The sequence below is a fragment of the Lentibacillus sp. Marseille-P4043 genome (assembly GCF_900258515.1).
Taxonomy (GTDB): Bacteria; Bacillota; Bacilli; order Bacillales; family Amphibacillaceae; genus Lentibacillus_C.
This window is the reverse complement of the sequence record NZ_LT984884.1, coordinates 2,305,235-2,325,626: the sequence shown is the minus strand read 5'-3', so window position 1 is coordinate 2,325,626 and position 20,392 is coordinate 2,305,235. Positions and strand designations below refer to the sequence as shown.

Sequence of the window (20,392 nt, the reverse complement as noted above, 5' to 3'; positions counted from 1 at the left end):
ATTCGTTAAAAATTAAATCGATAATTCCTTTGATAATTGATACATATCAAAATTAATATGATGCGCACTTGACAATACTTCCTGAATATCGTGATCGACTAGTTGATTATTCTCTATTCCAACCATCCGTCCGGCCTTGCCAGCTAATAATATATCGACCGCCCGAGCTCCCAAACGACTTGCCAGCACACGGTCTGACGCAGTTGGTGACCCGCCACGTTGAATGTGGCCTAGGACGGTTACCCTTGTTTCAAGCTGAGTCGCTTCCTGGATTCGTTCTCCATAGGAAAAACCACTGCCGACTCCTTCCGCTAATACGATAATACTATGTTTTTTTCCACGTTCATGACCGCGCTTGAGTCGATCGATAACCTCTTGAAATTCATCTGATTTCTCTGGTATTAGGATACTTTCCGCTCCATCAGCTAACCCTGCCCATAAAGCAAGATCTCCGGCATCTCTTCCCATTACCTCGATAACATAAGTGCGTTCATGCGATGTTGCGGTATCCCGTATTTTATCAATTGCCTCAATAACGGTATTTAGTGCAGTATCAAAGCCAATGGTAAAGTCCGTACCAGAAATATCGTTATCAATGGTACCGGGTATACCAATGCATGGGTAACCCTTTTCTGTTAACTTTTGAGCACCATGAAAACTGCCATCTCCTCCAATAACGATTAATCCATCAATTCCATGTTTTTTTAATTGAACGATACCTTTTTCTTGTCCTTCATCGGTTTTAAATTCCTCACATCTAGCTGAACGTAATATGGTGCCACCCCGCTGAATAATATCGCCAACCGAACCTATTTCCATTTTTTCTATATGTCCATCAATCAAACCCTGATAACCATTTTTAATTCCGTAAACATCAACACCGTGGTAGATTGCCTTTCTGACGACTGCACGAATTGCAGCATTCATACCTGGTGCATCACCACCACTTGTTAAAACACCAATCTTCTTCATTCTCTCACCTCAAAACGTACAATATAATTACACTAGCTATCTTACTATATAAAGATAATCGTAACACATGAAGAAAGCAATTATTTTCCACTATTATAACGATCTTTAAAAAACAAGTAAGAGATTGACAAGTGTCAATCTCATAATTAACTTGGAAGAACATATCTTCCTATTCTGTCTCTTTATAATCACCAATTTGCTTATATTTTTCCCATCTTTTTTCCAGTAATTCATCAGTTGATAATGCAGTTAAAGTCGCTAATGATGTTTTAAGAACCTGATCAATATTTTGTGCTTGTTGCTCCACATCACGATGGGCACCGCCTTTAGGTTCTGGAATAATATTATCGACAACACCTAGTTCTTTCAAATTATACGATGTGATTTTCATTGTTTCTGCAGCCTTTTGTGCAAGATTTGAGTCCTTCCACAATAATGCTGCTGCACCTTCAGGAGAAATAACAGAGTAAGTAGAGTTCTCCAACATATGTATCTGATCACCGACACCTAAACCCAATGCACCGCCACTTCCACCTTCACCAATAACAATACAGACAATCGGTACAGTTAAACCGGCCATTTCCATTAAATTTCTAGCGATTGCTTCACTTTGTCCGCGTTCTTCAGCCGCTTTTCCTGGGTAAGCACCTTTTGTATCAATAAAACAGATAATAGGTCGATTAAACTTTTCAGCCTGTTTCATGTGACGTAGAGCCTTACGATAACCCTCCGGATGAGGCATTCCAAAATTTCTGCGAATGTTTTCCTTTGTATCTTTCCCCCGCTGATGACCAATTACTGTAACTGGTTTCCCCTCATGGTAGGCAATTCCAGCCACGATAGCCTCATCATCCCCATACAAACGGTCACCGTGAAATTCAATGAAATTTGTAAACAATTTATCAATATAGTCTAGTGTTGTGGGGCGCGCTTGGTGTCGAGCCATTTGAACACGATCCCATGGTTTTAAATTCGAATATATGTCGTTTTCCAACGTTTCTAATCGTTTCTCTAAAGTACTGATTTCTTCAGACAAATCTATCTCACTATCTTTCGTGAAATTTTTCAATTCTGCTATTTTTTCCTTTAGGTTTACGATCGGTTTTTCAAATTCCAGCACTTGTTTCACGCGTGCTCCCCACCTTTCTGATGCATCGCAAGCATTGTTGATAGCATTTGCTTGAGATCATTCCGATGAACAACCTGATCTAGTTGTCCATGTTTGAATAAGAATTCGGCAGTTTGGAAATCATTCGGTAATTTCTCACGGATGGTCTGTTCGATGATACGTCTACCAGCAAACCCGATCAAAGCGCCCGGCTCAGCAAGATTATAATCACCTAGTGAAGCAAAACTCGCTGATACACCACCAGTTGTTGGATGGGTCATAACAGAGATCATCAAACCACCCGCATCACTAAACCGTTCAATCGCAACAGATGTTTTGGCCATTTGCATGAGGCTTAATGCACCTTCTTGCATTCTAGCACCACCAGAAGCAGTAAAAATGACGAATGGTAATCCATCGTTTTTCGCATTTTCAATGGCCCGGGCAATTTTTTCCCCCATTACTGAGCCCATACTGCCCATTCTGAAACTTGAATCCATCACACTAAAAGCAGTTCTTTGGCCTTCGATCATACCCTCGCCTGTTACAACACCTTCATTTAATCCTGTTTTAACACGGTCCTTTTCCAGTTTTTCTTCGTATCCTGGAAAGCCCAGTGGATTGCCGGAAACAAGTTGCTTGTCCCATTCATGAAATGTGCCTTCATCAAACAAACTGGCAATTCTTTCCCATGCATTTAATGGATGATGGTACCCGCAATTCGGACAAACATAATTATTTTTTCTCATTTCTTTACGATAATAAATTTTATGACATCCATCACATTTTTTCATTAATCCCTCTGGAACGTCCAACTTTCCTTGTTCACTTGGAATGGATGCATATTTCTTTTTCTTGCCAAAAAAATCTTTAAGCAAGGTTATTCCTCCTTTTTCAAACCAAAAGCGATAACGTCCGGTTAGCGACGTATGGACTAGGCTGAGCCGTATGATATAACGATTCGGAAATAAAAAGATTGTAAAAAATCGTTAGGTTAGCAATGAAATGTTACCGTTCACTGGAATTGGATAACGGTAGAAATAATACTTCAATTGCTTCATATTGCTGCTCTTCATAAGCTTGAACAAGTTCAACATAAAACATTTTATCATAATGACGCTTTCCAAGCGTATACGAAAATTCCTCCATTAAGTACCAAATTTTGGCTAACAAAAGATTTTCGACCTTGTCAAATAAATACGTAAAAAATGTAAAATGTTGCGTATTATCATCCATACTGGTATCCTGTACTATTTTCCTTAGCTCATTTATATCAGCTGTTGTCACATGCTCATATGCAAGTTTTGCCGCTTCCTTTTCAATGATTTTTTTGGCCAGCTTCAATTCCGCTTTTGTTTTATTTTCCCGTAGTATAAAAGAAGATAAAAGTTCTACTGTTTGGTAAGGGCGATAGGTGCTTAGATAGGTACCTTCACCATGTCTTGTTTCGATTAAACCTATTAATTCCATAGCCCTTAATGCCTCTCTAACAGACGATCTTCCTGCTTGTAGCGTTTCGGCTAGTTCACGTTCGGACGGGAGCTTATCACCAGGCTCCAAATCATTAATATCTATAAACTTGCGAATCTCTTGTAATACACCTTGATAAACTTTTTGCTTTGGTGACATTGGCACAAGCCTATTTCACTCCTTTTACCCTCAATCAATCGTCAATCGCCGTTAATTGCCTCGTCTTGTCGGCGACATCTTCTGGATCAACTTGAATTCTCGCTACACCAGATTCCATTGCGGCTTTTGCGACACTTGATGCAACTAATGGTGCTACCCGAGAATCAAATGGAGCTGGAATAACATAATCTTCATTTAGTTCTTCTTCTGTAATAAGTGATGCAATTGCTTCTGCTGCAGCTACCTTCATTTTTTCATTAATCCGTGTTGCTCGTACATCAAGCGCACCACGGAAAATCCCAGGAAAGGCCAATACATTATTAACTTGATTCGGAAAGTCAGATCTTCCCGTACCGATTACTCCTGCACCAGCTTCTTTTGCATCCTCCGGCATTATTTCCGGTTCAGGGTTTGCCATTGCAAAAATAATTGGGTTATCATTCATTTTGCCAACCATATCTTTAGACAATAAACCACCAACGGAAACCCCAATAAATACGTCGGCACCTTCTAGTACCTCTTCTAAATTTCCTTCTCTTTTTTCTTTATTTGTCATTTTAGCAATGCGATCTTTCACGTCATTCATGCCATATGATCTTCCTTCAAAAATAGCACCCTTTGAGTCACACATGATCATTTCACGAACGCCAAAGTTATATAATAGCTTAATAATTGCAATTCCTGCAGCACCGGCTCCATTCGCAACAACTCTAATATCGGAAAATGATTTTCCAACTAGTTTTAATGCGTTAATTAATCCGGCGACTGTAACAATCGCAGTTCCATGCTGATCATCATGAAAAATTGGTATGTTCGTTTCCTTTTTCAATTTCTCTTCAATGATAAAACAATTTGGAGCCGCAATATCTTCTAAGTTGACACCACCAAATGTAGGTTCCATTAATTTTACTGTTTGGACAATTTCATCAATATCATGGCTGTCTAAACAGATTGGAAAAGAATCAACACCAGCAAAGTTTTTAAATAGTACAGCTTTCCCTTCCATAACAGGCAAAGCTGCTTCCGGGCCTATATTACCCAGACCTAATACAGCAGATCCGTCACTGACAACCGCAACCATATTACCCTTCATCGTATAATCATAAACCGATTCTTTACGATCATGGATTTCTTTACAGGGTTCTGCAACCCATGGTGAATACGCAAGGCTTAAATCTCTGGCATTACGTACCGAAACCTTGGATTCTGTAGATAATTTCCCTTTATTCTTTTTATGCATATGTAGTGCTTCTTCCCTTAAATTTGCCACAGATTATCCGCTCCTTTAAGCATTAAAGTATTGTGAAAGAATTTACAAATTGGTCTGACCACTTGATTATTTCATTATAACAGATGCCATAGCTGTGTAAAGTATTGTATATGGACGAACAACTTATTTTTGTTTATCCAGCGCTACATTTTCTTGACCAAAATAGTCTCGTAATTTATAAATACATTCATTAACCGGATTAATGTCGTACATACTTGCTAATTGATACGTTTTTTTCGTTTCCAGTGTATAAATAATTATCGGCGTACTTCCTGGGAATAAATTAGCAGTTTCTTTTACATTACGTAATGCTTCTTCACTATTTTGTTCACTGAGTTTAATGAATAGTCGTTCATGCTGTTCTTCTGTTATTTTCACCTCTTCGAATGGGTATGCTTCCTGAACAATCCATTGCACTCGATTATTTCTTGATTCTATTTTCCCCGTTATAAAAATAAGTTTTTCCTGCTCAAGCAACGCTCTAATTGATCGAAAGACATCAGGGAATACTACTGCTTCCATATCCCCTGTTTCATCACTAATTGTTAAAAATGCCATCGGATCGCCACGTTTTGTACGGATTGTCTTACTAGATTGAACAATGACCGCACTCTTGATCTTTCGCTTGCCAATCAACTGTTGTGCCCTACTCATTGGAACATAACCGTAGTAAACAAGTGCTTTGCGATAGGTTGCTAAGGGGTGACTGGAAACATAAACACCTAATAATTCTTTTTCATTAGCTAATTTCTCCATTATATCAAGGTCTTCCATTTTAATATAAGTTGCTTCAAGCTCGAGCTTATCTTGGAATAATGATGCTTCATCATTAAACTCCCGAAACAGATCGCCTTGCTCCATCGCTTGGTCGATTGATGCCAGCATGCTTGCTCTATTCTTATATATCTCGTCAAAGGCTCCTGATAGAATCAACACTTCCAATACTTGGCGGTTTACAATACTTAAAGAGACACGCATACAAAAGTCAAATAGATTTTTAAATGGTCCTTGTTTTCGAGCATGAGCTATTTCATTAACAACCTGATTTCCGATACCTTTTATCGATAATAGTCCCATGCGAATGTTTTTACCATCAACGGAAAACATTCCAAAGCTTTTGTTAATTGACGGTGGTAATACAGATAAATCAAATACTTTAGCTTCCTTCATATAAATGTGTACTTTTTCCTGTTGATTAACTACGGCATTCAAAATTTGTGTAAAAAAGCTAGCTGGATAATGTGCTTTTAAATATGCCAGCTGGTACGTAATCATACTATAGGCAACGGCATGACTCCGGTTGAATCCATAATTGGAAAATTTGACAATCCACGCAAAAATCTCTTCGGCAACCGTCTGATTATAACCATTCGCCAGGCATCCCTTAATAAACGTTGCCTTCTGTTCATCCATTACTCCCTGCTGCTTTTTACTGACAGCACGTCGTAAAATATCAGCCTCTCCCAATGAAAACCCAGCAATTTTGTGTGCGATTTGCATAATTTGTTCTTGGTAAACTAGAACGCCATATGTTTTTTCCAAGATTGATGCTAAGTCTGGATGCGGATAAATAATTTTCTCCTGTTTATGCTTACGGGCAATATAAGTTGAAATATATTCCATTGGCCCTGGGCGATACAGTGCATTAACAGCAACAATATCCTCGAATGCTGTTGGTCTTAATCTTGTCAGAACCTGTTTCATGCCTTGTGATTCTAATTGAAATATCCCATTTGTTTTTCCTTTTTGTAATAGAGAAAAAGTCTTTGCATCATTTTCTGGGAGCTGATTTAAATCAACTACTTTCTTTGTTCTATAATAAATGGTTTGAACTATTCGTTCCAATAGGGTTAAGTTGCGCAACCCTAAGAAGTCCATTTTTAATAAGCCAATTGTTTCCAAATGATTCATTGAAAACTGTGTTAAATAGATATCATTCGCTCCGACTGTTAGTGGCACATGTTCCTCAAACGGTTTCTCACTAATTACGACACCAGCTGCATGTGTGGAAATATGCCGTGGTAGACCTTCTAATATAGTTGCTATCTTAAATAACGCCTTTAATTTCTCTGATTGTTTAATATATTGCTTTAAGTCTTCTGATTCATGTACATATTCTACAAGTGTTTTTTTTGCCTGGACAGGAATTTCCCGTAAAATGAATTGTGCATCCTGTTTATCGATTCCAATTGTTTTAATCAATTCCCTTACTACGGAACGGGCTGCAAATGTGCCGAACGTAATAATTTGCGCTACATGATCAGCTCCATATTTATTTCGCACATATTCAATTACCTCATCCCGTCGATGATCGGAGAAATCAATATCAATATCCGGCATTGTAATTCGTTCTGGGTTCAGGAATCGCTCAAATAATAAATTATATTTAATTGGATCCACATCCGTTATTCCTAGAACATAGGCAACGAGCGAGCCCGCTGCAGATCCTCGCCCAGGCCCGACCATAATATGGTTCGCTTTTGCATAAGCAACAAAGTCCCAGACAATAAGAAAATAATCGCTAAACTGCATGGATTTTATAACAGCCAATTCATATTGCAAACGGTCGTAAATTTCACTTGTTACCGTATCATATCTCTGTTCCACCTTATTCCAACATACCTTTGCTAAATAGGTATGGGCATCCAACTGTTCAGGAATCGGAAACGAAGGAAGCATACGCGCTCCTAAATCAAATGTTACCGTACACTTTCCACAAATTTGTTCCGTCATATATACTACTTCCGGCCACGCTTGAAACAATGCCGTCATTTCTGATTCGGATCGTAAATGATGCTGCTTCATGGCAGGATTGGTCATCCTTAATGGCCATTCTTTCCCATTCTTCATTGCTTGTAAGCAGTCATAAGCAATATCATCAGTCTCATTCAGATAACGAACATCGTTAATGGCTACAACGGGAATTTGATAGGTAGCATGAAGTTTCTTAAGTGAAGTGAAGTCCACTTTTTCACTTACTAGCCCATGTTTCTCAACACCCAAGTAAAAATCATCACTATCAAAGGAAGCGCTCCATGTGTCAATGTATTCTTTCGTTTTTTCCAGTGTTTCCTGTTGTAATATTGACGATATCGAATTTTGTGATGTTGGTAAAATACCGATAACTCCTGTTGTAAAGTTAATCAAGTTTTCTTTCTCAATGGCATCATAGTGATTCGTTTGAAGATAAGTGGATAACGATACAAGCTTCTGATATCCTTGGTTATTTTTTGCCAATAGGATACAAGTGTCTATTGCCCCGTCTGCAGTTTTCACATTTACAATCATACCGATAATCGGTTTTATTCCCTGTTCTTTGCATGCTTGATAAAATGAGATAGCCCCGTACAAAACTTGCTCATCCGTCAAAGCAAGTGCTTGAAAACCCAAATCTTTAGCTTTTTCCACTAATTTGTCAATGGTTATGGTGCTATTCATTAAGCTGTATCCACTTCTCACCTGCAAATGGGTAAATGATGACATATAATATCCCGCCTTTTCTACTTCTTATTATAGCTAACATAAGAATGGGATGCATGTACGAACTATCATACTAGAAACATATCTTGTCCTTGTAGCGCATACAATGAAGGAAGTATGCCTAAGGGGAGAGCGTTAGGATGGAAGAACGGTTTGTTGCATCATTCATACATTGTTTTTTTATTGCCTTTGGTGTCATTATTGGTGGATCAATTATTGGAAGCATTGGTTCTTTTGCAACAGGTGATGCCCCGTTACCAGCTATGAGCAGAATTGCTAAGGGGTTACGTATCTGGGCCATCGTTGCAGCAATCGGAGGAACATTCGATGCAATTGCTAATTTCGAAAAAGGACTCTTAGATGGACAACCAATCGATGTTTTCAAGCAAATATTATTAATTTTATCGGCAATGGGCGGCGTAAAATCAGCAATTATCCTAATTGGCTGGCTTATTCAGGAGGATGTTACCTAATGCATATCCCACCATACCATAAAAGAGCAAGCTGGCAGCGTTTTTTCGTTGGTGCGATGATAGGGGCGGTTGTTGCTTATTGTATGTTTGCATATATGTACAATTCTATGTATGAACGGTTGCTTGAAAAAAACCTTGATCTACAGTCGGAAGTAACCGAATTAAAAAATTATAACGAAGCACTAAAGAAAGATAAACAGGATTTAAATGAGAAATCCAAAGAAAAATTAACGATAGATTCAATTGAAATAACCGTTACGAATCCAAAAGAACTAGATTTAGATCGATTGGTAACCCATCAATTAGAAGAAATGATCAAGGAAGAAATTGAAGATATAATTGGCCAGGATGTCAGTATTATCGCAGAAAGTGACAAACTTTTAACCGCTACCATTGAGAATAAAGAATTTCCAATTGACGATTTTACGTATTTTTTTGAAGTAAAAAAGTTAGCATTTGCGCAAACGGTTAAAATTGAAGTAGAGGGTAAAATTTCCAGCCAAACATGAACATTTTATGAAATTTTCTAAAAATCTGTGGTGGAATTAAATTATTTTCGTTAAACTTAATCTATAATAAGAGATTGTTCAAAAAGGCACCAAATGATAACGGTAAAACACTTCGTTGGCTTGCTTCTAATTTGGGACTTTTTAAACACACTATAAGATCAACTTTCATACACTATTTTTATCCCACATTCACGGGTTGTGTCGTTTCATTTCGTCATGACTTATACATCGAACATTCTGGAAGGGAGCGGTTTATATGTTAATCATGCCACAAAGGCAAATTAGAGATGAAAAGATCAAACAATTAAAATCTGGGCAAACGGCATACGCTGAGTCAGATGAACTTATCCGGTTAATAAAACGCGATATTATGAAACTTGATTTACACGTACATTGTGATCAAACAAACACTGGATGCTGGTTCATTCCACTTCACGAACAAATTAGCAGTTAAGTATACACATAGCAGAAAAGTGCTGATTTTTACATATATCAGCACTTCCGTTTTTTTATCCTATAGTGACAAGCCACAAAATCTGCTTGAACTGTTTTCACGTTACTTGTATGACTTACACACCTCATCAAGGTCTCGCACAACCTGTTCAGTATCTTCCCAGGTTAATACAGATGCTCCCGCTGCCATTGGATGTCCGCCACCATCGTATTTTGCTGCTATTGTGTTAATTACAGGGCCTTTAGATCTCAGTCTTACACGAATTTGATCATCTTCTTCAATAAAAATGACCCAAGCTTTAATTCCGTCAACATCACCTAACACCCCGACTAACTGCCCTGTCTCCATCGGTTCGATATTATATTTATTCAATAAACCTTTTGTTAGTTTAATTGTACTCATCCCTGATTCAGTAAGGGTAAAGTTTTGTAAAATATAGCCTCTTAACCTAGCGATATTATCGTTGATCTGATAGATACCATCGTATAGACTCGTACGATCAAAATTATATGTCACAAGTTCTGCCGCATATTGAAAGGTTTTTTTCGTTGTACTCGGAAATAAAAATCTGCCTGTATCTCCAACGATCCCACCATAAATTAGCCTTGCCGCCTCGTCGTTCATGTGAAACCCTTTTTCTTTTGCATATAAATATAAATCATAAATTATTTCACTCGTTGAGCTTGCTTGTGTATCCACCCACATCATGTCCCCATACATATCAACATTGGGATGGTGATCAATTTTAATCAGCATATCCCCCATGTCATAACGGTCATCATCGATACGGGCTGCATTAGCCGTATCACATACAATTACGAGAGCTCCATTATATACGCTGTCATCGATTGTATCCATGCGTGCTAGAAAATGTAAGGAAGGATCCTCTTCGCCAACCACATACACTTTTTTCATTGGAAATGTCTGTTTAATTAGTTCACTTAAACCCACCTGTGAGCCATATGCATCCGGATCTGGACGAACATGACGATGGATAATAATTGTTTCAAATTTATGAATTGCTTGGATAATTTTATCGAAGTTCATTTTATTTCTCCTAACTATCAAATAGTGGTTTCTTCTAGATTAATTGGTTAAAACAAGCTACAATAGGTAGTGAATCATTTTATTTTCACATGAATCTGTTACAGGAGAGAGTGTTTATGGTAATATTCCCGATTATAATTGTTCTGGCACTTGTTCTATATATTTACTATAAAGTATCTATATTGAGAAGCAAAGACAAATTAACACAAAGCTATTTTAACGCTAAATCACGAATATGTCTTGGTGTTTTTGTATTGTTTTTTGGCATTAACCAATATTTATATTATCAAACAAAACTATCATTATTTATTGGAATTGTCTTTGTGATTCTCGGCGGTATGCAGTTTAACCTGGGCTTTAAGGAAACAAAGCACTACCGAAAAGAGTGGAGACGTTTAAATCCGGCAGAGAAATAGCTGACTACCTTAGGATAGTCAGCTTTTCATTTGTTTTGACATATCCGCCTCCGACACTTAGAACATCTACGTTTTTATCGATCAATTAATTGTGCCATTAACAACCCTTTTCCAACTAATTTCCGTTCTTGAAAGACTTCTACATCGATTTTAGCGTAAATTCTTCCGATATCTAATAGTTTCGGTTTAATGATTAATTTACTATCAATCTGGACCGGTTTAATAAAGTATACTGTTATATTTTCTACAACGAGGTCACCTTTTTTAGCCTGTAATAGCAACCGGCTGCTTGCTTCAGTCACTAGTGATGTAAATACTCCATTTGATAATGTTCCCAGCTGATTGGTCATTTGCGGTGTTACTTCCGTTTGGAAAACAGTCTGATCTTCTTCAAGTGCATAAATATTTGACGAAACAATATCATCAATTGTTTCCCCCACTTGTGGCTGGCGTTGGATTTGTTGCAGTGCCTTTAACACATCTTGACGAGAAACAAGTCCTTGTAATTCATACGCTTGATCAACAATAGGAACAACCTCAATCCCTTCCCAGACCATCATATGCGCTACATAAGCTAATGACGTTTTAGCTTGAACGACTAAAGGGTTCTTTGTCATCACTTTTTCCATTGCCATTTTCTGATCCTTACCTATGATATCCCTCGAAGTTACCATCCCAACCACACGTTTTTTTTCATCAACTACCGGGAATCTTGTATGAGTGGATTTCTCATTCAATTGATACCATTTTTCTAGCGGATCTTTTTCATTCAGATAAAAAGCTTCATCATACGGTGTCGAAATATCATCAACAAAAATAATTTCTTTTTTAATCAGCTGATCATATATGGCCCTGTTAATCATTGCGGCAACTGTAAACGTATCATAACTTGTCGACATGATTGGAATTTGCTTTTCATCTGCCAAGTGTTTAATATGATCGGCCGTATCAAATCCGCCTGTTATTAACACGGATGCACCTTCATTTAAAGCTAATTCATGTGCTTTAACCCGATTTCCAACAATTAAAAGTGAATTTGCTTCTGTATAACGCATCATCGCCTCAAGTTGCATCGCACCTATAACAAATTTATTTAAGGTCTTGTGTAATCCTCCGCGACCACCCAAAACTTGTCCATCCACGATGTTAATAACCTCGGCAAATGTTAATCGTTCAAAGTTTTCCTTTTTCTTACGCTCAATCCTAATTGTGCCAACACGTTCAATCGTACTGACCAACCCTTGATTTTCGGCTTCTTTAATGGCGCGGTAAGCTGTACCCTCACTTACATTTAAATCTTTCGCAATCTGCCGTACCGAAATCTTATTCCCGATACCTAGTGATAAAATATGTTGTAATATCTGTTCGTGCTTTGTTGCCATCTTTGCTCACCGACTTTCAACTGTACTAGTCTTTATAATTAACTTTATTATACAGTTGATTCGATGTAACCTCAATGATTATGGGTTTGTCTAAGTCGTTCACGTTCCTGTTCCATAACTGGCGGTTTGGTCATGCGTAATAGTGTAGAAAGATTCGCACCAATTACAAGCAGAAACAGAATAAGCCAAGCTCCCCAAAAAACACCCTCTAATTGTGTGGTCGCTTGTGGTATGAGCGGCCAAGCAAAATAAAGAAAGAAACACGCTAATAGCAAACGTAAAAAAGCATAATGACGCATCATTAGCACCTCCATAATTTAATTTATGATCGGTGAAATTATTTCATGCGTATCGTTATCGGGATAAGCGTCTATTCTTCTACATAGTACGTTGTGAGCGTAACAATCAGATAAACCCCATTCGCGTTTTTATCTAAATTCAAGGTATTAATTGTAATCAATCGTTTACTACCTTTTATAGCAGTTAAAAATGCATTCATCTGATCTAGCTGATTACTTTCTGCCTCTAAAGAAAACGTGGTACTTCCCACACCACTCGGTAATTGGTTTCCCTCTTCATTCGAGGTATCTACCGTCTGGAGCAACTGAATGGTGACATTTGCTTCATCTGCCATTATTTGTACGTTTTTCAGCAGGTTATCCGGTTCTTTTTGAAAGGGTATTTTTAGTTCTTCTGTTGTTTGATTACCTTCAACAGTATCACCTGTCGGTTGGTCAGCTATTTTCTCATATTGCTTTTCAAACATCGCCACTTCTTTTTTTGCTGCCTCTAAATCAGCTTTCATTGGCCTAATAATATTTAAATACGTAATTCCATATATGATAAGGGCTGCACACACAAGTCCAATTAGAATAATCGTATGAAGCTTTGACCACTGTTTACTCATCGCTATCAAGCTCCTCTATTAAAAGTTCCTTATCGAATGTTGTAGTTAGCGTTGCTTGATAGGCAGATTCAACCTTTTGGACATTTGTCAATTGCGTATCTTGGATAAACGTCTGTTTCAAAAGTGTCGAAACATATGCCGCCGTATCATCAAGTGTCGCAAACTTTGCTTCGATAACAAGTTGGTTAGCCTTATTTTCATAATGAATAAACTGGTTTGAACTTGGTAAAAGTCCAAGAATATGACTATATAACGCAACATTTGGTGTCGATTCAGATTGTATAGTCGAACTATTTTGCTCCATTTCCTGCAGCTGTTGTTCGTCAGCTACTTGTTCATGATGTTTCTTTAATGCGGTTGCAAACTGATCACGTTTTGTTTGTTGGTTGTCGATTTTCTCAGCATATTGATCCTTTTGAAATAACAACACCGCAGCAATACATACCATTAAAACTACAAACACGATCACTAATACAAGTGGAGCAACATATTTCTTTGGCTGTTTGGTTAAAAAGTTAATCTCCGTATTCATCATTGCTCCCCTTTTTCACACATCTTGTTTTAGTGCTAGACCAAGAACATCGATATATTTTTTCGGCAATTCTTCATTTTGAAAGTAATGGATTGGTATAGTTACTGTATTCATTAGTGCCGTTTGAACAGCAGATAAAAACGGGAAGTCCCCAGATAAAAGCAACTTATTAATCCGTTCCTCCCCTTTCGTAATCGAATATTGGTAAAAATCAATAATACGATTGATTTCAGTTATATATTCATTAATAGTATCCATCGCTTTATCTTCACTTGGCGTTTCAACCATTTCTATTTTCATATGCCTTGTAAAAATGGCTTTATGTTGCTGGAAAACCGTTAATACAAGTGCATCGCGATCCCAGTGGATAAGTAGGATGTGCTCCTTTTCATCCGGCTGATGCAAATAATAATATCGGTAAACCGCTAGCGATGTAAGATCCGCAACTACTGGTTTCAGTCCAACTTCTTCAAAAATAGCTACAAAGGCCGTTATTTTCTCTTTGGGATACGCAAATAATAAAATCTCTCTATTTTCCCTATCATTGTCCAAAAATTCAATTGCTAAAGCAGGATTTGCAAATGGTAAATACAAGCTATTACCAATTTGTGTATTTACATATCCCATTGCTTCTTCTTTGGATAATGCTGCAGGAATCTGTAATTTCCGAACAACTACAGTATCGTCTGGAAGCGAAAAATACAGCTTTTTTCGCTTCCATTTTTGCTGATGTACAAGAAGATTTACCGCTTCTAAGAAAGCAGATTTGTTAGCAATTGTTCCGTCTTTTATTGTACCGTTTGGCAATTCTACTTCCCCATATGTAACTAAACCACTGCTGGAAGCATTTTTATGAAATGTATAACGTAACGAATGATTTGTGATAACCATATTTACTCTGCCATTATTCATCAAACCCATGTTGTCACCTGCTTATAAAAGATTTAAATACCAGTTTAATAGAGAGTCACCGTAAAAATAGGTTACAATTGCCGCCACAACTATATATGGCCCAAATGGAATAGGCTGTTTACGTTCAATCACCTTAAATAGGAGCAACAGCATGCCGATAAACGCACCAATCACACAAGCGAGGAAAAACGCTAGTAACACCTTTTGCATTCCCAACACAATTCCTAGAACTCCAAACAATTTCATATCCCCCGCTCCCATACCGCCACGGCTAACAAGGATTACAATCGCAATAACAGCAAAACCAATTAAGGCTCCAACAATTGCTGACCACCACGGATCAAGGGGTTCAACGTATCGCATCACGATAAAAAGTGGTAAAAAGAACAGTAATAGCTTATCGGGGATCAACATGTATGTAATATCAGAAACGAAAATAATGATCAACATCGACATCAATAATAATGCCATGATTAACTCCAAATGCAAACCAAATAAAACGTAACTACATGCAAACAGAAATCCAGTTGCTATCTCGATTATGGGATAAATCGGGGATATTTTTACCTGACAATGCCGACATTTCCCTAGCTGCAGTAGGAATGATAATACAGGGATAAGCTCATACCAGGAAAGCGTTTGTTTGCATTGTGGACAGATTGAGCGATCATTTGCAAAAGGCTGTTTCGTGGGTAAACGTAGACCAACGACGTTAAAAAATGAACCGAAGATTAAGCCCAATAGGAAGAATAAAAAAATTAGCGAAGTGTCCATTCACAGTTCTCCTTGCAATAATATAGTGAATAAAACGCCCTGTCACAGTCGGTGCAAGGCGTTAAAATATTATGATTACGATTCGTTAATTAGTGTTAATCTTCGGATGGCTTTCCAATATCACTTGTGTATTCGAATGTTCCATCTTCATTTTTCTTTACAGTACCCTCACCATATGTTTCTTCTTCTTCACCAGGAACTTCTGGAATTTCTTCTAAATAACCTTCATCTTTTAATTCAGAAACCTTCATATCATCACTAAACTCACCATTAACATCAGCCAACCTTGCAGCATTTAATATTAAATCAATATTGGCTTGTTTAGCATCGTTTTCTGATTTACTGATAACGTTCCCAACTGCTGGAATCGCAATCGCTAAAATAATTCCCAAAATAACGATGACTGCTAGTAACTCTACCAACGTAAATCCTTTTTCCTTTTTCAATATTTTCTTCATTCGTGCAAACACAAAAATCCCCACCTTTTTATAATGATAGAAAGCTATGAGAACTTAATTAGTCGGTTGCACTACTCACTCCTGACTATCCAAAGTGCCCAGATTAAAGATAGTCTATCATCGCGCCCTACTTTAGTCCTATTAAGATTATAATTGATTACTAGACAAAAATCTATATTATTCTATTGAATATTTCCAAACAGCGAAAACATCGGAATAACCACTGCCGCAATAATACTGCCGACAATTACGGTCAGGATAATAATCATAATTGGTTCGATTAATGTTTTGATTCGATTGGACAATTGTTCCACTTCTTCTTCGTAAAATTCTGCAGCCTTTGACAACATATGGTCTAAAGTCCCGGTTCTCTCCCCAATTTGAATCATTTGGATGACTAGTGCAGGAAAGGCCCAATGCTTTTTCATTGGTTTTGTAATCGATTCGCCTACTTCAAGGGATTTACGTGCCTTTTCAAGCACATCTTGCATGACACGGTTTCCAACAACCTTTTCAGTTATTTCAACAGATTGTAAGATGGGTACGGAACTATTAACCAACGTACTCAGTGTTTGTGTCATACGGACTAATGCCCCTTTATGCACGAGTACACCAAGAAAGGGGAGTTTCATTTTTATCACATCAATACGATAAATGAAAGCATTATATTGCATAAGATACTTATATACTAGTAAGCAAAGTACAACTAAAACGAACAATAACCACCAATAAGAACCTGCCCAATCACTTAAGGTCATAACGAATTGCGTGAAAGCTGGTATTTCCCCGCCAAAGGAATGAAACATACTAACAAATCGTGGTACGACAAATACTAATAAAAATAAACTAAGTAAAAGTGTTATAACACCAACAACACTTGGATACAATAGCGCAGAAATAACCTTTTGTTTGTTTCGGTACGCTTTCTCATAATAATCAGCCATTTGATTTAAAATTTCATCTAACTTTCCACTAGCTTCTCCTGCACGGATCATGTTAACAAGTAGTGTTGGGAAAACTTTTGGATGACGTTCTACAGCTTGGGAAAGGGCTTGTCCCTGCTCAAGCTGCTTGTTAATATCTGTAAGCGCGTTTTTTAATGAATAATTTTCCGTTTGCATCATCATCGTTTTGGTAGCGTCTGAAATAGAAATCCCTGCATGAATTAACGTAGCATATTGCCGAAGAAAGATAACAAAATCCTTATTTTTGATCTTTTTATTTAAAATAATGTCTTTGTTCCATGGTTTGGTTTCATCGATAGCAAAAATGATCAACCCGTTTTTCTCCAGTTGAAACAGTGCAGCTTTTTTGGAATCCGCTTCAATTTTCCCTGTTATTTTTTGCCCCGAAATTCGTTTGCCAGTATATTGATAGTTCATCTAATACAAACCCCTCTCCTGCATAAAAGGAGCAGCTGTTTCATAAGCGATTTTATCTTCTTGAAGCAACCGTTTTAGATCCATCTCAAGTGTGTGCATTCCTAGTTCTCTCGACGTTTGCAACACATTTTGGACTTGAAACAGCTTTTCATTACGAATTAAATTTTTCACTGCTGACGTATTGATTAAAACTTCTGTAGCAACAATCCGTCTCATATTGTCTTTTTTCATTAAGAGCCGTTGCGAAATAACGGCTTTTAAGACCGTCGATAATTGAATTCGCACTTGAGTTTGCTGTTCCGCTGGGAAGACATCAATAATTCGTTCGATTGTTGATACAGCGTCTTGCGTGTGTAAAGTTCCTAATACTAAATGTCCAGTCTCTGCAGCTGTAATCGCTGTTGAAATTGTTTCTAAATCACGCATCTCCCCAACGAGAATAACGTCAGGGTCTTGACGCAAACACGCTACAAGTGCACCCTGAAAACTATTAGCATCAAAACCAATTTCACGTTGATCAATAATAGATTGATCATGTTCATGCATATATTCAATCGGGTCTTCAAGCGTAATAATATGCTTTTTTAATGTTTTGTTCATGTAATCGATCATCGAAGCTAGGGTTGTACTTTTCCCACTTCCTGTAGGACCGGTTACAAGTATTAACCCTTGTGGCTGATAAATTATTTCTTTCATAATCGACGGTAAATGCAATTCATCAATTGACGGAATTTCCGTCGGGACGATCCGGATAGCAAGTGACAATGCACCTCTTTGATAAAATGTATTGATTCGAAACCGTGATACATGACTAATTCCATAGGAGAAATCCAATTCACGCTGTTGCTCCAATTGAGACCATTGGTTATCAGGAATGATCGCTTTGACAATTTGTTCCGTGTCAGACGGTTCCAATTTTTTTGTAGCTTGCTCCGTCAACTGTCCATTTATTCGAAAAATAGGGGCCTTTCCAACCGTTAAATGCACATCAGATGCTTTTTTTTGACATGCATCAATTAACCATCTATCAAACTGCTCTTTCATTCTTTTACCCCCTTACACCCTAATCGAAACCTGCAAAATTTCTTCCATTGTTGTTAACCCTTGTTTAATCTTGTCTAACCCATCCTGAATTAAAAATGCCATCCCCTGTTCTTTTACATAGGATCGAATATCAGTGATTGATTTGTTATTCAACAACATACTTTTTATTGTTTCATCAACCACCAATACTTCTTGAACTGCTAATCTGCCCCGGTAACCACGCTGGTGACAGCTACTGCAGCCTTTTCCATAATAGACATGCTCTACATCCACACAATTTTTCGAAAAAATCTCTGCTTCCATTTTGGTTGGTTCCCGCTTTGTCGCACAGTCCCGACAGATTTTACGGACTAAACGCTGGGCTACGATACCAGTCAATGAGGAGACAACTAAATAGGGTTCAATTCCCATATCAATTAATCGTGGAACAGTATCAATGGCACTATTAGTATGCAATGTACTAAACACTAAGTGCCCTGTTAAAGACGCTCGAATTGCAATTTCGGCTGTTTCCTGGTCACGAATTTCCCCAACCATGATAATATTTGGGTCTTGTCGCAAAATAGAACGCAAACCACTAGCAAACGTAAGCCCGATTGCACTATTAACTTGGACTTGGTTAATTCCCTCTAACTGATATTCAACTGGATCTTCAACTGTAATAATATTAACGTTTTCTGTATTCAACTGGTTGATTGAAGCATATAATGTTGATGTTTTTCCTGATCCTGTTGGACCTGTTAATAATACAAGGCCGGACGGATTCGTTATTAATTGTTTGTACTTTTTACGATTTTCCTCTGAAAAGTTTAACTCATTTAAGTGCATTAAGGCATTGTTTAAATCTAAGATACGGACAACAACTTTTTCGCCATGAACCGTTGGCAGGCAGGATATCCGTAAGTCTACTGGTGTGACACCTACAGTAGTTTTAATTCGTCCATCTTGTGGAAGCCTTGTTTGGGTAATATTTAAATCTGCTAGAATCTTAATCCGGGCAACTAAAGAATTCTGCATTTGCTTTGGAATTATTTTTTCAGTCTGTAATTTACCGTCAATCCGGTAACGTACGTGAACGTTTGTTTCTTGTGGATCAATATGGATATCACTTGCCTTTAATTGAATTCCTGTATTTAGTAGCTGATCCAACAGACGAATAACTGGTGCTTCATCATTTTCATTTGTTTGATCAATTACCATTTCTGATTCATTTTTAAAGTAAAATTTATTGATCGCATACAAAATATCATCTTTTGCTGCAATTACTGGCGATATACTAAAACCTGTTCCCAATTCCAAGTCATCGATAATGTAATAATCCATGGGGTCTTTCATCGCAAGAAGTAGTGTATTATCTTGAATTTTTAATGGCATAATGTAATTTTTTTGAGCGACTTCTTTTGAGACAAGTCCTAAAACATGTTCATCAACTGGATAACGATATAACGAAACATGGGGAATCCCTAATTGGAATTCCAACACTTCGATTAGTTGTCGCTCTGTAATGTATCCACGCTCAAGCAATGCATCTCCTAACTTTTGATCGTTTCGTTTATTTTCTAGTGCTTCATTTAGTTGATCATTCGTTATTAGACCCGCATCTTGAAGTAAGTCTCCTAAACGTTTGCGTGTTTTCACGGCAA

Annotated in this window: 21 protein-coding genes, 1 pseudogene and 1 riboswitch; of the genes and pseudogenes, 4 read left to right on the top strand and 18 right to left on the bottom strand. The window is 37.6% G+C overall.

Features of this window, described 5'->3' with window-relative positions:
• Positions 1-12: 12 nt before the first annotated feature.
• The 6 genes from pfkA to dnaE form a co-directional block, all read right to left on the bottom strand.
• Positions 13-972, bottom strand: a complete 960-nt coding sequence (gene pfkA, locus C8270_RS11320; protein ID WP_106496934.1) for a 6-phosphofructokinase — start codon at positions 970-972, stop codon at positions 13-15.
• 169 nt (positions 973-1,141) lie between these two features.
• Positions 1,142-2,101 carry an acetyl-CoA carboxylase carboxyl transferase subunit alpha gene (accA, locus tag C8270_RS11315; RefSeq protein ID WP_106496933.1) on the bottom strand — a complete coding sequence of 320 codons (960 nt, stop codon included), beginning with the start codon at positions 2,099-2,101 and terminating at the stop codon, positions 1,142-1,144.
• On the bottom strand, positions 2,098-2,958 hold the full coding sequence (gene accD / locus C8270_RS11310) for an acetyl-CoA carboxylase, carboxyltransferase subunit beta (RefSeq protein ID WP_106496932.1): 861 nt from the start codon (positions 2,956-2,958) through the stop codon (positions 2,098-2,100). The genes accA and accD overlap by 4 nt, the downstream gene beginning before the upstream one ends.
• A gap of 130 nt (positions 2,959-3,088) precedes the next feature.
• The gene (locus C8270_RS11305; protein ID WP_325034800.1) at positions 3,089-3,709 is read right to left on the bottom strand and encodes a FadR/GntR family transcriptional regulator; all 621 of its coding nucleotides are present in this window, start codon (positions 3,707-3,709) and stop codon (positions 3,089-3,091) included.
• Positions 3,710-3,743: 34 nt separating this feature from the next.
• On the bottom strand, positions 3,744-4,949 hold the full coding sequence (locus C8270_RS11300; RefSeq protein ID WP_199794722.1) for an NAD(P)-dependent malic enzyme: 1,206 nt from the start codon (positions 4,947-4,949) through the stop codon (positions 3,744-3,746).
• Between the two features lie 153 nt (positions 4,950-5,102).
• Positions 5,103-8,462: a DNA polymerase III subunit alpha gene (gene dnaE, locus C8270_RS11295; protein ID WP_106496929.1), complete on the bottom strand. Its 3,360-nt coding sequence runs from the start codon at positions 8,460-8,462 to the stop codon at positions 5,103-5,105.
• 137 nt (positions 8,463-8,599) lie between these two features.
• Here dnaE and C8270_RS11290 point away from each other — a divergent pair, with 137 nt between their 5' ends.
• The 3 genes from C8270_RS11290 (at position 8,600) to C8270_RS11280 (ending at position 9,895) form a co-directional block, all read left to right on the top strand.
• Entirely contained in the window at positions 8,600-8,932 is a 333-nt protein-coding gene (locus C8270_RS11290; protein WP_106496928.1) for a YtrH family sporulation protein, read from the top strand.
• Positions 8,932-9,441, top strand: a complete 510-nt coding sequence (ytrI, locus tag C8270_RS11285; RefSeq protein WP_106496927.1) for a sporulation membrane protein YtrI — start codon at positions 8,932-8,934, stop codon at positions 9,439-9,441. The genes C8270_RS11290 and ytrI overlap by 1 nt, the downstream gene beginning before the upstream one ends.
• 265 nt (positions 9,442-9,706) lie before the next feature.
• Positions 9,707-9,895, top strand: a complete 189-nt coding sequence (locus C8270_RS11280; RefSeq protein ID WP_234028548.1) for a hypothetical protein — start codon at positions 9,707-9,709, stop codon at positions 9,893-9,895.
• A gap of 102 nt (positions 9,896-9,997) precedes the next feature.
• Here the strand turns inward: C8270_RS11280 and C8270_RS11275 are convergent, their stop codons facing one another.
• Complete coding sequence (locus C8270_RS11275) at positions 9,998-10,942, bottom strand: DHH family phosphoesterase (protein ID WP_106496925.1); 945 nt, start codon at positions 10,940-10,942, stop codon at positions 9,998-10,000.
• 116 nt (positions 10,943-11,058) lie between these two features.
• On the opposite strand from C8270_RS11275, the gene C8270_RS11270 reads away from it, so the two are divergent.
• On the top strand, positions 11,059-11,358 hold the full coding sequence (locus C8270_RS11270; protein ID WP_106496924.1) for a YtpI family protein: 300 nt from the start codon (positions 11,059-11,061) through the stop codon (positions 11,356-11,358).
• 74 nt (positions 11,359-11,432) lie between these two features.
• Here C8270_RS11270 and C8270_RS11265 read toward each other — a convergent pair whose 3' ends face one another.
• From C8270_RS11265 to C8270_RS11220, 11 genes and pseudogenes are all read right to left on the bottom strand, one after another.
• Positions 11,433-12,740, bottom strand: coding sequence for a DRTGG domain-containing protein (locus C8270_RS11265; protein ID WP_106496923.1), 1,308 nt, complete (start codon positions 12,738-12,740; stop codon positions 11,433-11,435).
• 71 nt (positions 12,741-12,811) lie between these two features.
• Positions 12,812-13,039, bottom strand: a complete 228-nt coding sequence (locus tag C8270_RS11260; protein WP_106496922.1) for a hypothetical protein — start codon at positions 13,037-13,039, stop codon at positions 12,812-12,814.
• A gap of 71 nt (positions 13,040-13,110) precedes the next feature.
• A complete protein-coding gene (locus C8270_RS11255) occupies positions 13,111-13,647 on the bottom strand; it encodes a hypothetical protein (RefSeq protein ID WP_106496921.1) in 537 nt (178 codons plus the stop codon).
• On the bottom strand, positions 13,640-14,179 hold the full coding sequence (locus C8270_RS11250; RefSeq protein WP_106496920.1) for a hypothetical protein: 540 nt from the start codon (positions 14,177-14,179) through the stop codon (positions 13,640-13,642). The genes C8270_RS11255 and C8270_RS11250 overlap by 8 nt, the downstream gene beginning before the upstream one ends.
• A 15-nt stretch (positions 14,180-14,194) precedes the next feature.
• The gene (gene pilM / locus C8270_RS11245; protein ID WP_106496919.1) at positions 14,195-15,100 is read right to left on the bottom strand and encodes a type IV pilus biogenesis protein PilM; all 906 of its coding nucleotides are present in this window, start codon (positions 15,098-15,100) and stop codon (positions 14,195-14,197) included.
• A 12-nt stretch (positions 15,101-15,112) separates the two neighbouring features.
• Complete coding sequence (locus C8270_RS20760; protein WP_325034799.1) at positions 15,113-15,562, bottom strand: prepilin peptidase; 450 nt, start codon at positions 15,560-15,562, stop codon at positions 15,113-15,115.
• 36 nt (positions 15,563-15,598) lie between these two features.
• Positions 15,599-15,865 (bottom strand): annotated as a pseudogene (locus C8270_RS20755) (prepilin peptidase); the annotation flags it as partial.
• A gap of 95 nt (positions 15,866-15,960) precedes the next feature.
• Positions 15,961-16,335: a prepilin-type N-terminal cleavage/methylation domain-containing protein gene (locus C8270_RS11235; protein WP_106496917.1), complete on the bottom strand. Its 375-nt coding sequence runs from the start codon at positions 16,333-16,335 to the stop codon at positions 15,961-15,963.
• Between the two features lie 40 nt (positions 16,336-16,375).
• Positions 16,376-16,460: riboswitch (cyclic di-GMP riboswitch) on the bottom strand.
• 45 nt (positions 16,461-16,505) lie between these two features.
• The gene (locus C8270_RS11230) at positions 16,506-17,705 is read right to left on the bottom strand and encodes a type II secretion system F family protein (RefSeq protein WP_106496916.1); all 1,200 of its coding nucleotides are present in this window, start codon (positions 17,703-17,705) and stop codon (positions 16,506-16,508) included.
• Positions 17,706-18,749: a type IV pilus twitching motility protein PilT gene (locus C8270_RS11225; protein ID WP_106496915.1), complete on the bottom strand. Its 1,044-nt coding sequence runs from the start codon at positions 18,747-18,749 to the stop codon at positions 17,706-17,708. It abuts the gene before it with no gap.
• Between the two features lie 12 nt (positions 18,750-18,761).
• On the bottom strand, positions 18,762-20,387 hold the full coding sequence (locus C8270_RS11220) for a GspE/PulE family protein (protein ID WP_106496914.1): 1,626 nt from the start codon (positions 20,385-20,387) through the stop codon (positions 18,762-18,764).
• Positions 20,388-20,392: the final 5 nt, after the last annotated feature.

Bases quoted from the DNA above. Each gene is read 5' to 3' on its own strand.
- C8270_RS11250 (WP_106496920.1), bottom strand. From the start codon at position 14,179: ATGAATACGGAGATTAACTTTTTAACCAAACAGCCAAAGAAATATGTT.
- C8270_RS11290 (WP_106496928.1), top strand. From the start codon at position 8,600: ATGGAAGAACGGTTTGTTGCATCATTCATACATTGTTTTTTTATTGCC.
- C8270_RS11255 (WP_106496921.1), bottom strand. From the start codon at position 13,647: ATGAGTAAACAGTGGTCAAAGCTTCATACGATTATTCTAATTGGACTT.
- C8270_RS20760 (WP_325034799.1), bottom strand. From the start codon at position 15,562: ATGGCATTATTATTGATGTCGATGTTGATCATTATTTTCGTTTCTGAT.
- C8270_RS11275 (WP_106496925.1), bottom strand. From the start codon at position 10,942: ATGAACTTCGATAAAATTATCCAAGCAATTCATAAATTTGAAACAATT.
- dnaE (WP_106496929.1), bottom strand. From the start codon at position 8,462: ATGTCATCATTTACCCATTTGCAGGTGAGAAGTGGATACAGCTTAATG.
- C8270_RS11265 (WP_106496923.1), bottom strand. From the start codon at position 12,740: ATGGCAACAAAGCACGAACAGATATTACAACATATTTTATCACTAGGT.
- C8270_RS11230 (WP_106496916.1), bottom strand. From the start codon at position 17,705: ATGAACTATCAATATACTGGCAAACGAATTTCGGGGCAAAAAATAACA.
- C8270_RS11270 (WP_106496924.1), top strand. From the start codon at position 11,059: ATGGTAATATTCCCGATTATAATTGTTCTGGCACTTGTTCTATATATT.
- C8270_RS11280 (WP_234028548.1), top strand. From the start codon at position 9,707: ATGCCACAAAGGCAAATTAGAGATGAAAAGATCAAACAATTAAAATCT.
- C8270_RS11225 (WP_106496915.1), bottom strand. From the start codon at position 18,749: ATGAAAGAGCAGTTTGATAGATGGTTAATTGATGCATGTCAAAAAAAA.
- pfkA (WP_106496934.1), bottom strand. From the start codon at position 972: ATGAAGAAGATTGGTGTTTTAACAAGTGGTGGTGATGCACCAGGTATG.
- C8270_RS11305 (WP_325034800.1), bottom strand. From the start codon at position 3,709: ATGTCACCAAAGCAAAAAGTTTATCAAGGTGTATTACAAGAGATTCGC.
- C8270_RS11300 (WP_199794722.1), bottom strand. From the start codon at position 4,949: ATGCATAAAAAGAATAAAGGGAAATTATCTACAGAATCCAAGGTTTCG.
- pilM (WP_106496919.1), bottom strand. From the start codon at position 15,100: ATGGGTTTGATGAATAATGGCAGAGTAAATATGGTTATCACAAATCAT.
- ytrI (WP_106496927.1), top strand. From the start codon at position 8,932: ATGCATATCCCACCATACCATAAAAGAGCAAGCTGGCAGCGTTTTTTC.
- C8270_RS11260 (WP_106496922.1), bottom strand. From the start codon at position 13,039: ATGCGTCATTATGCTTTTTTACGTTTGCTATTAGCGTGTTTCTTTCTT.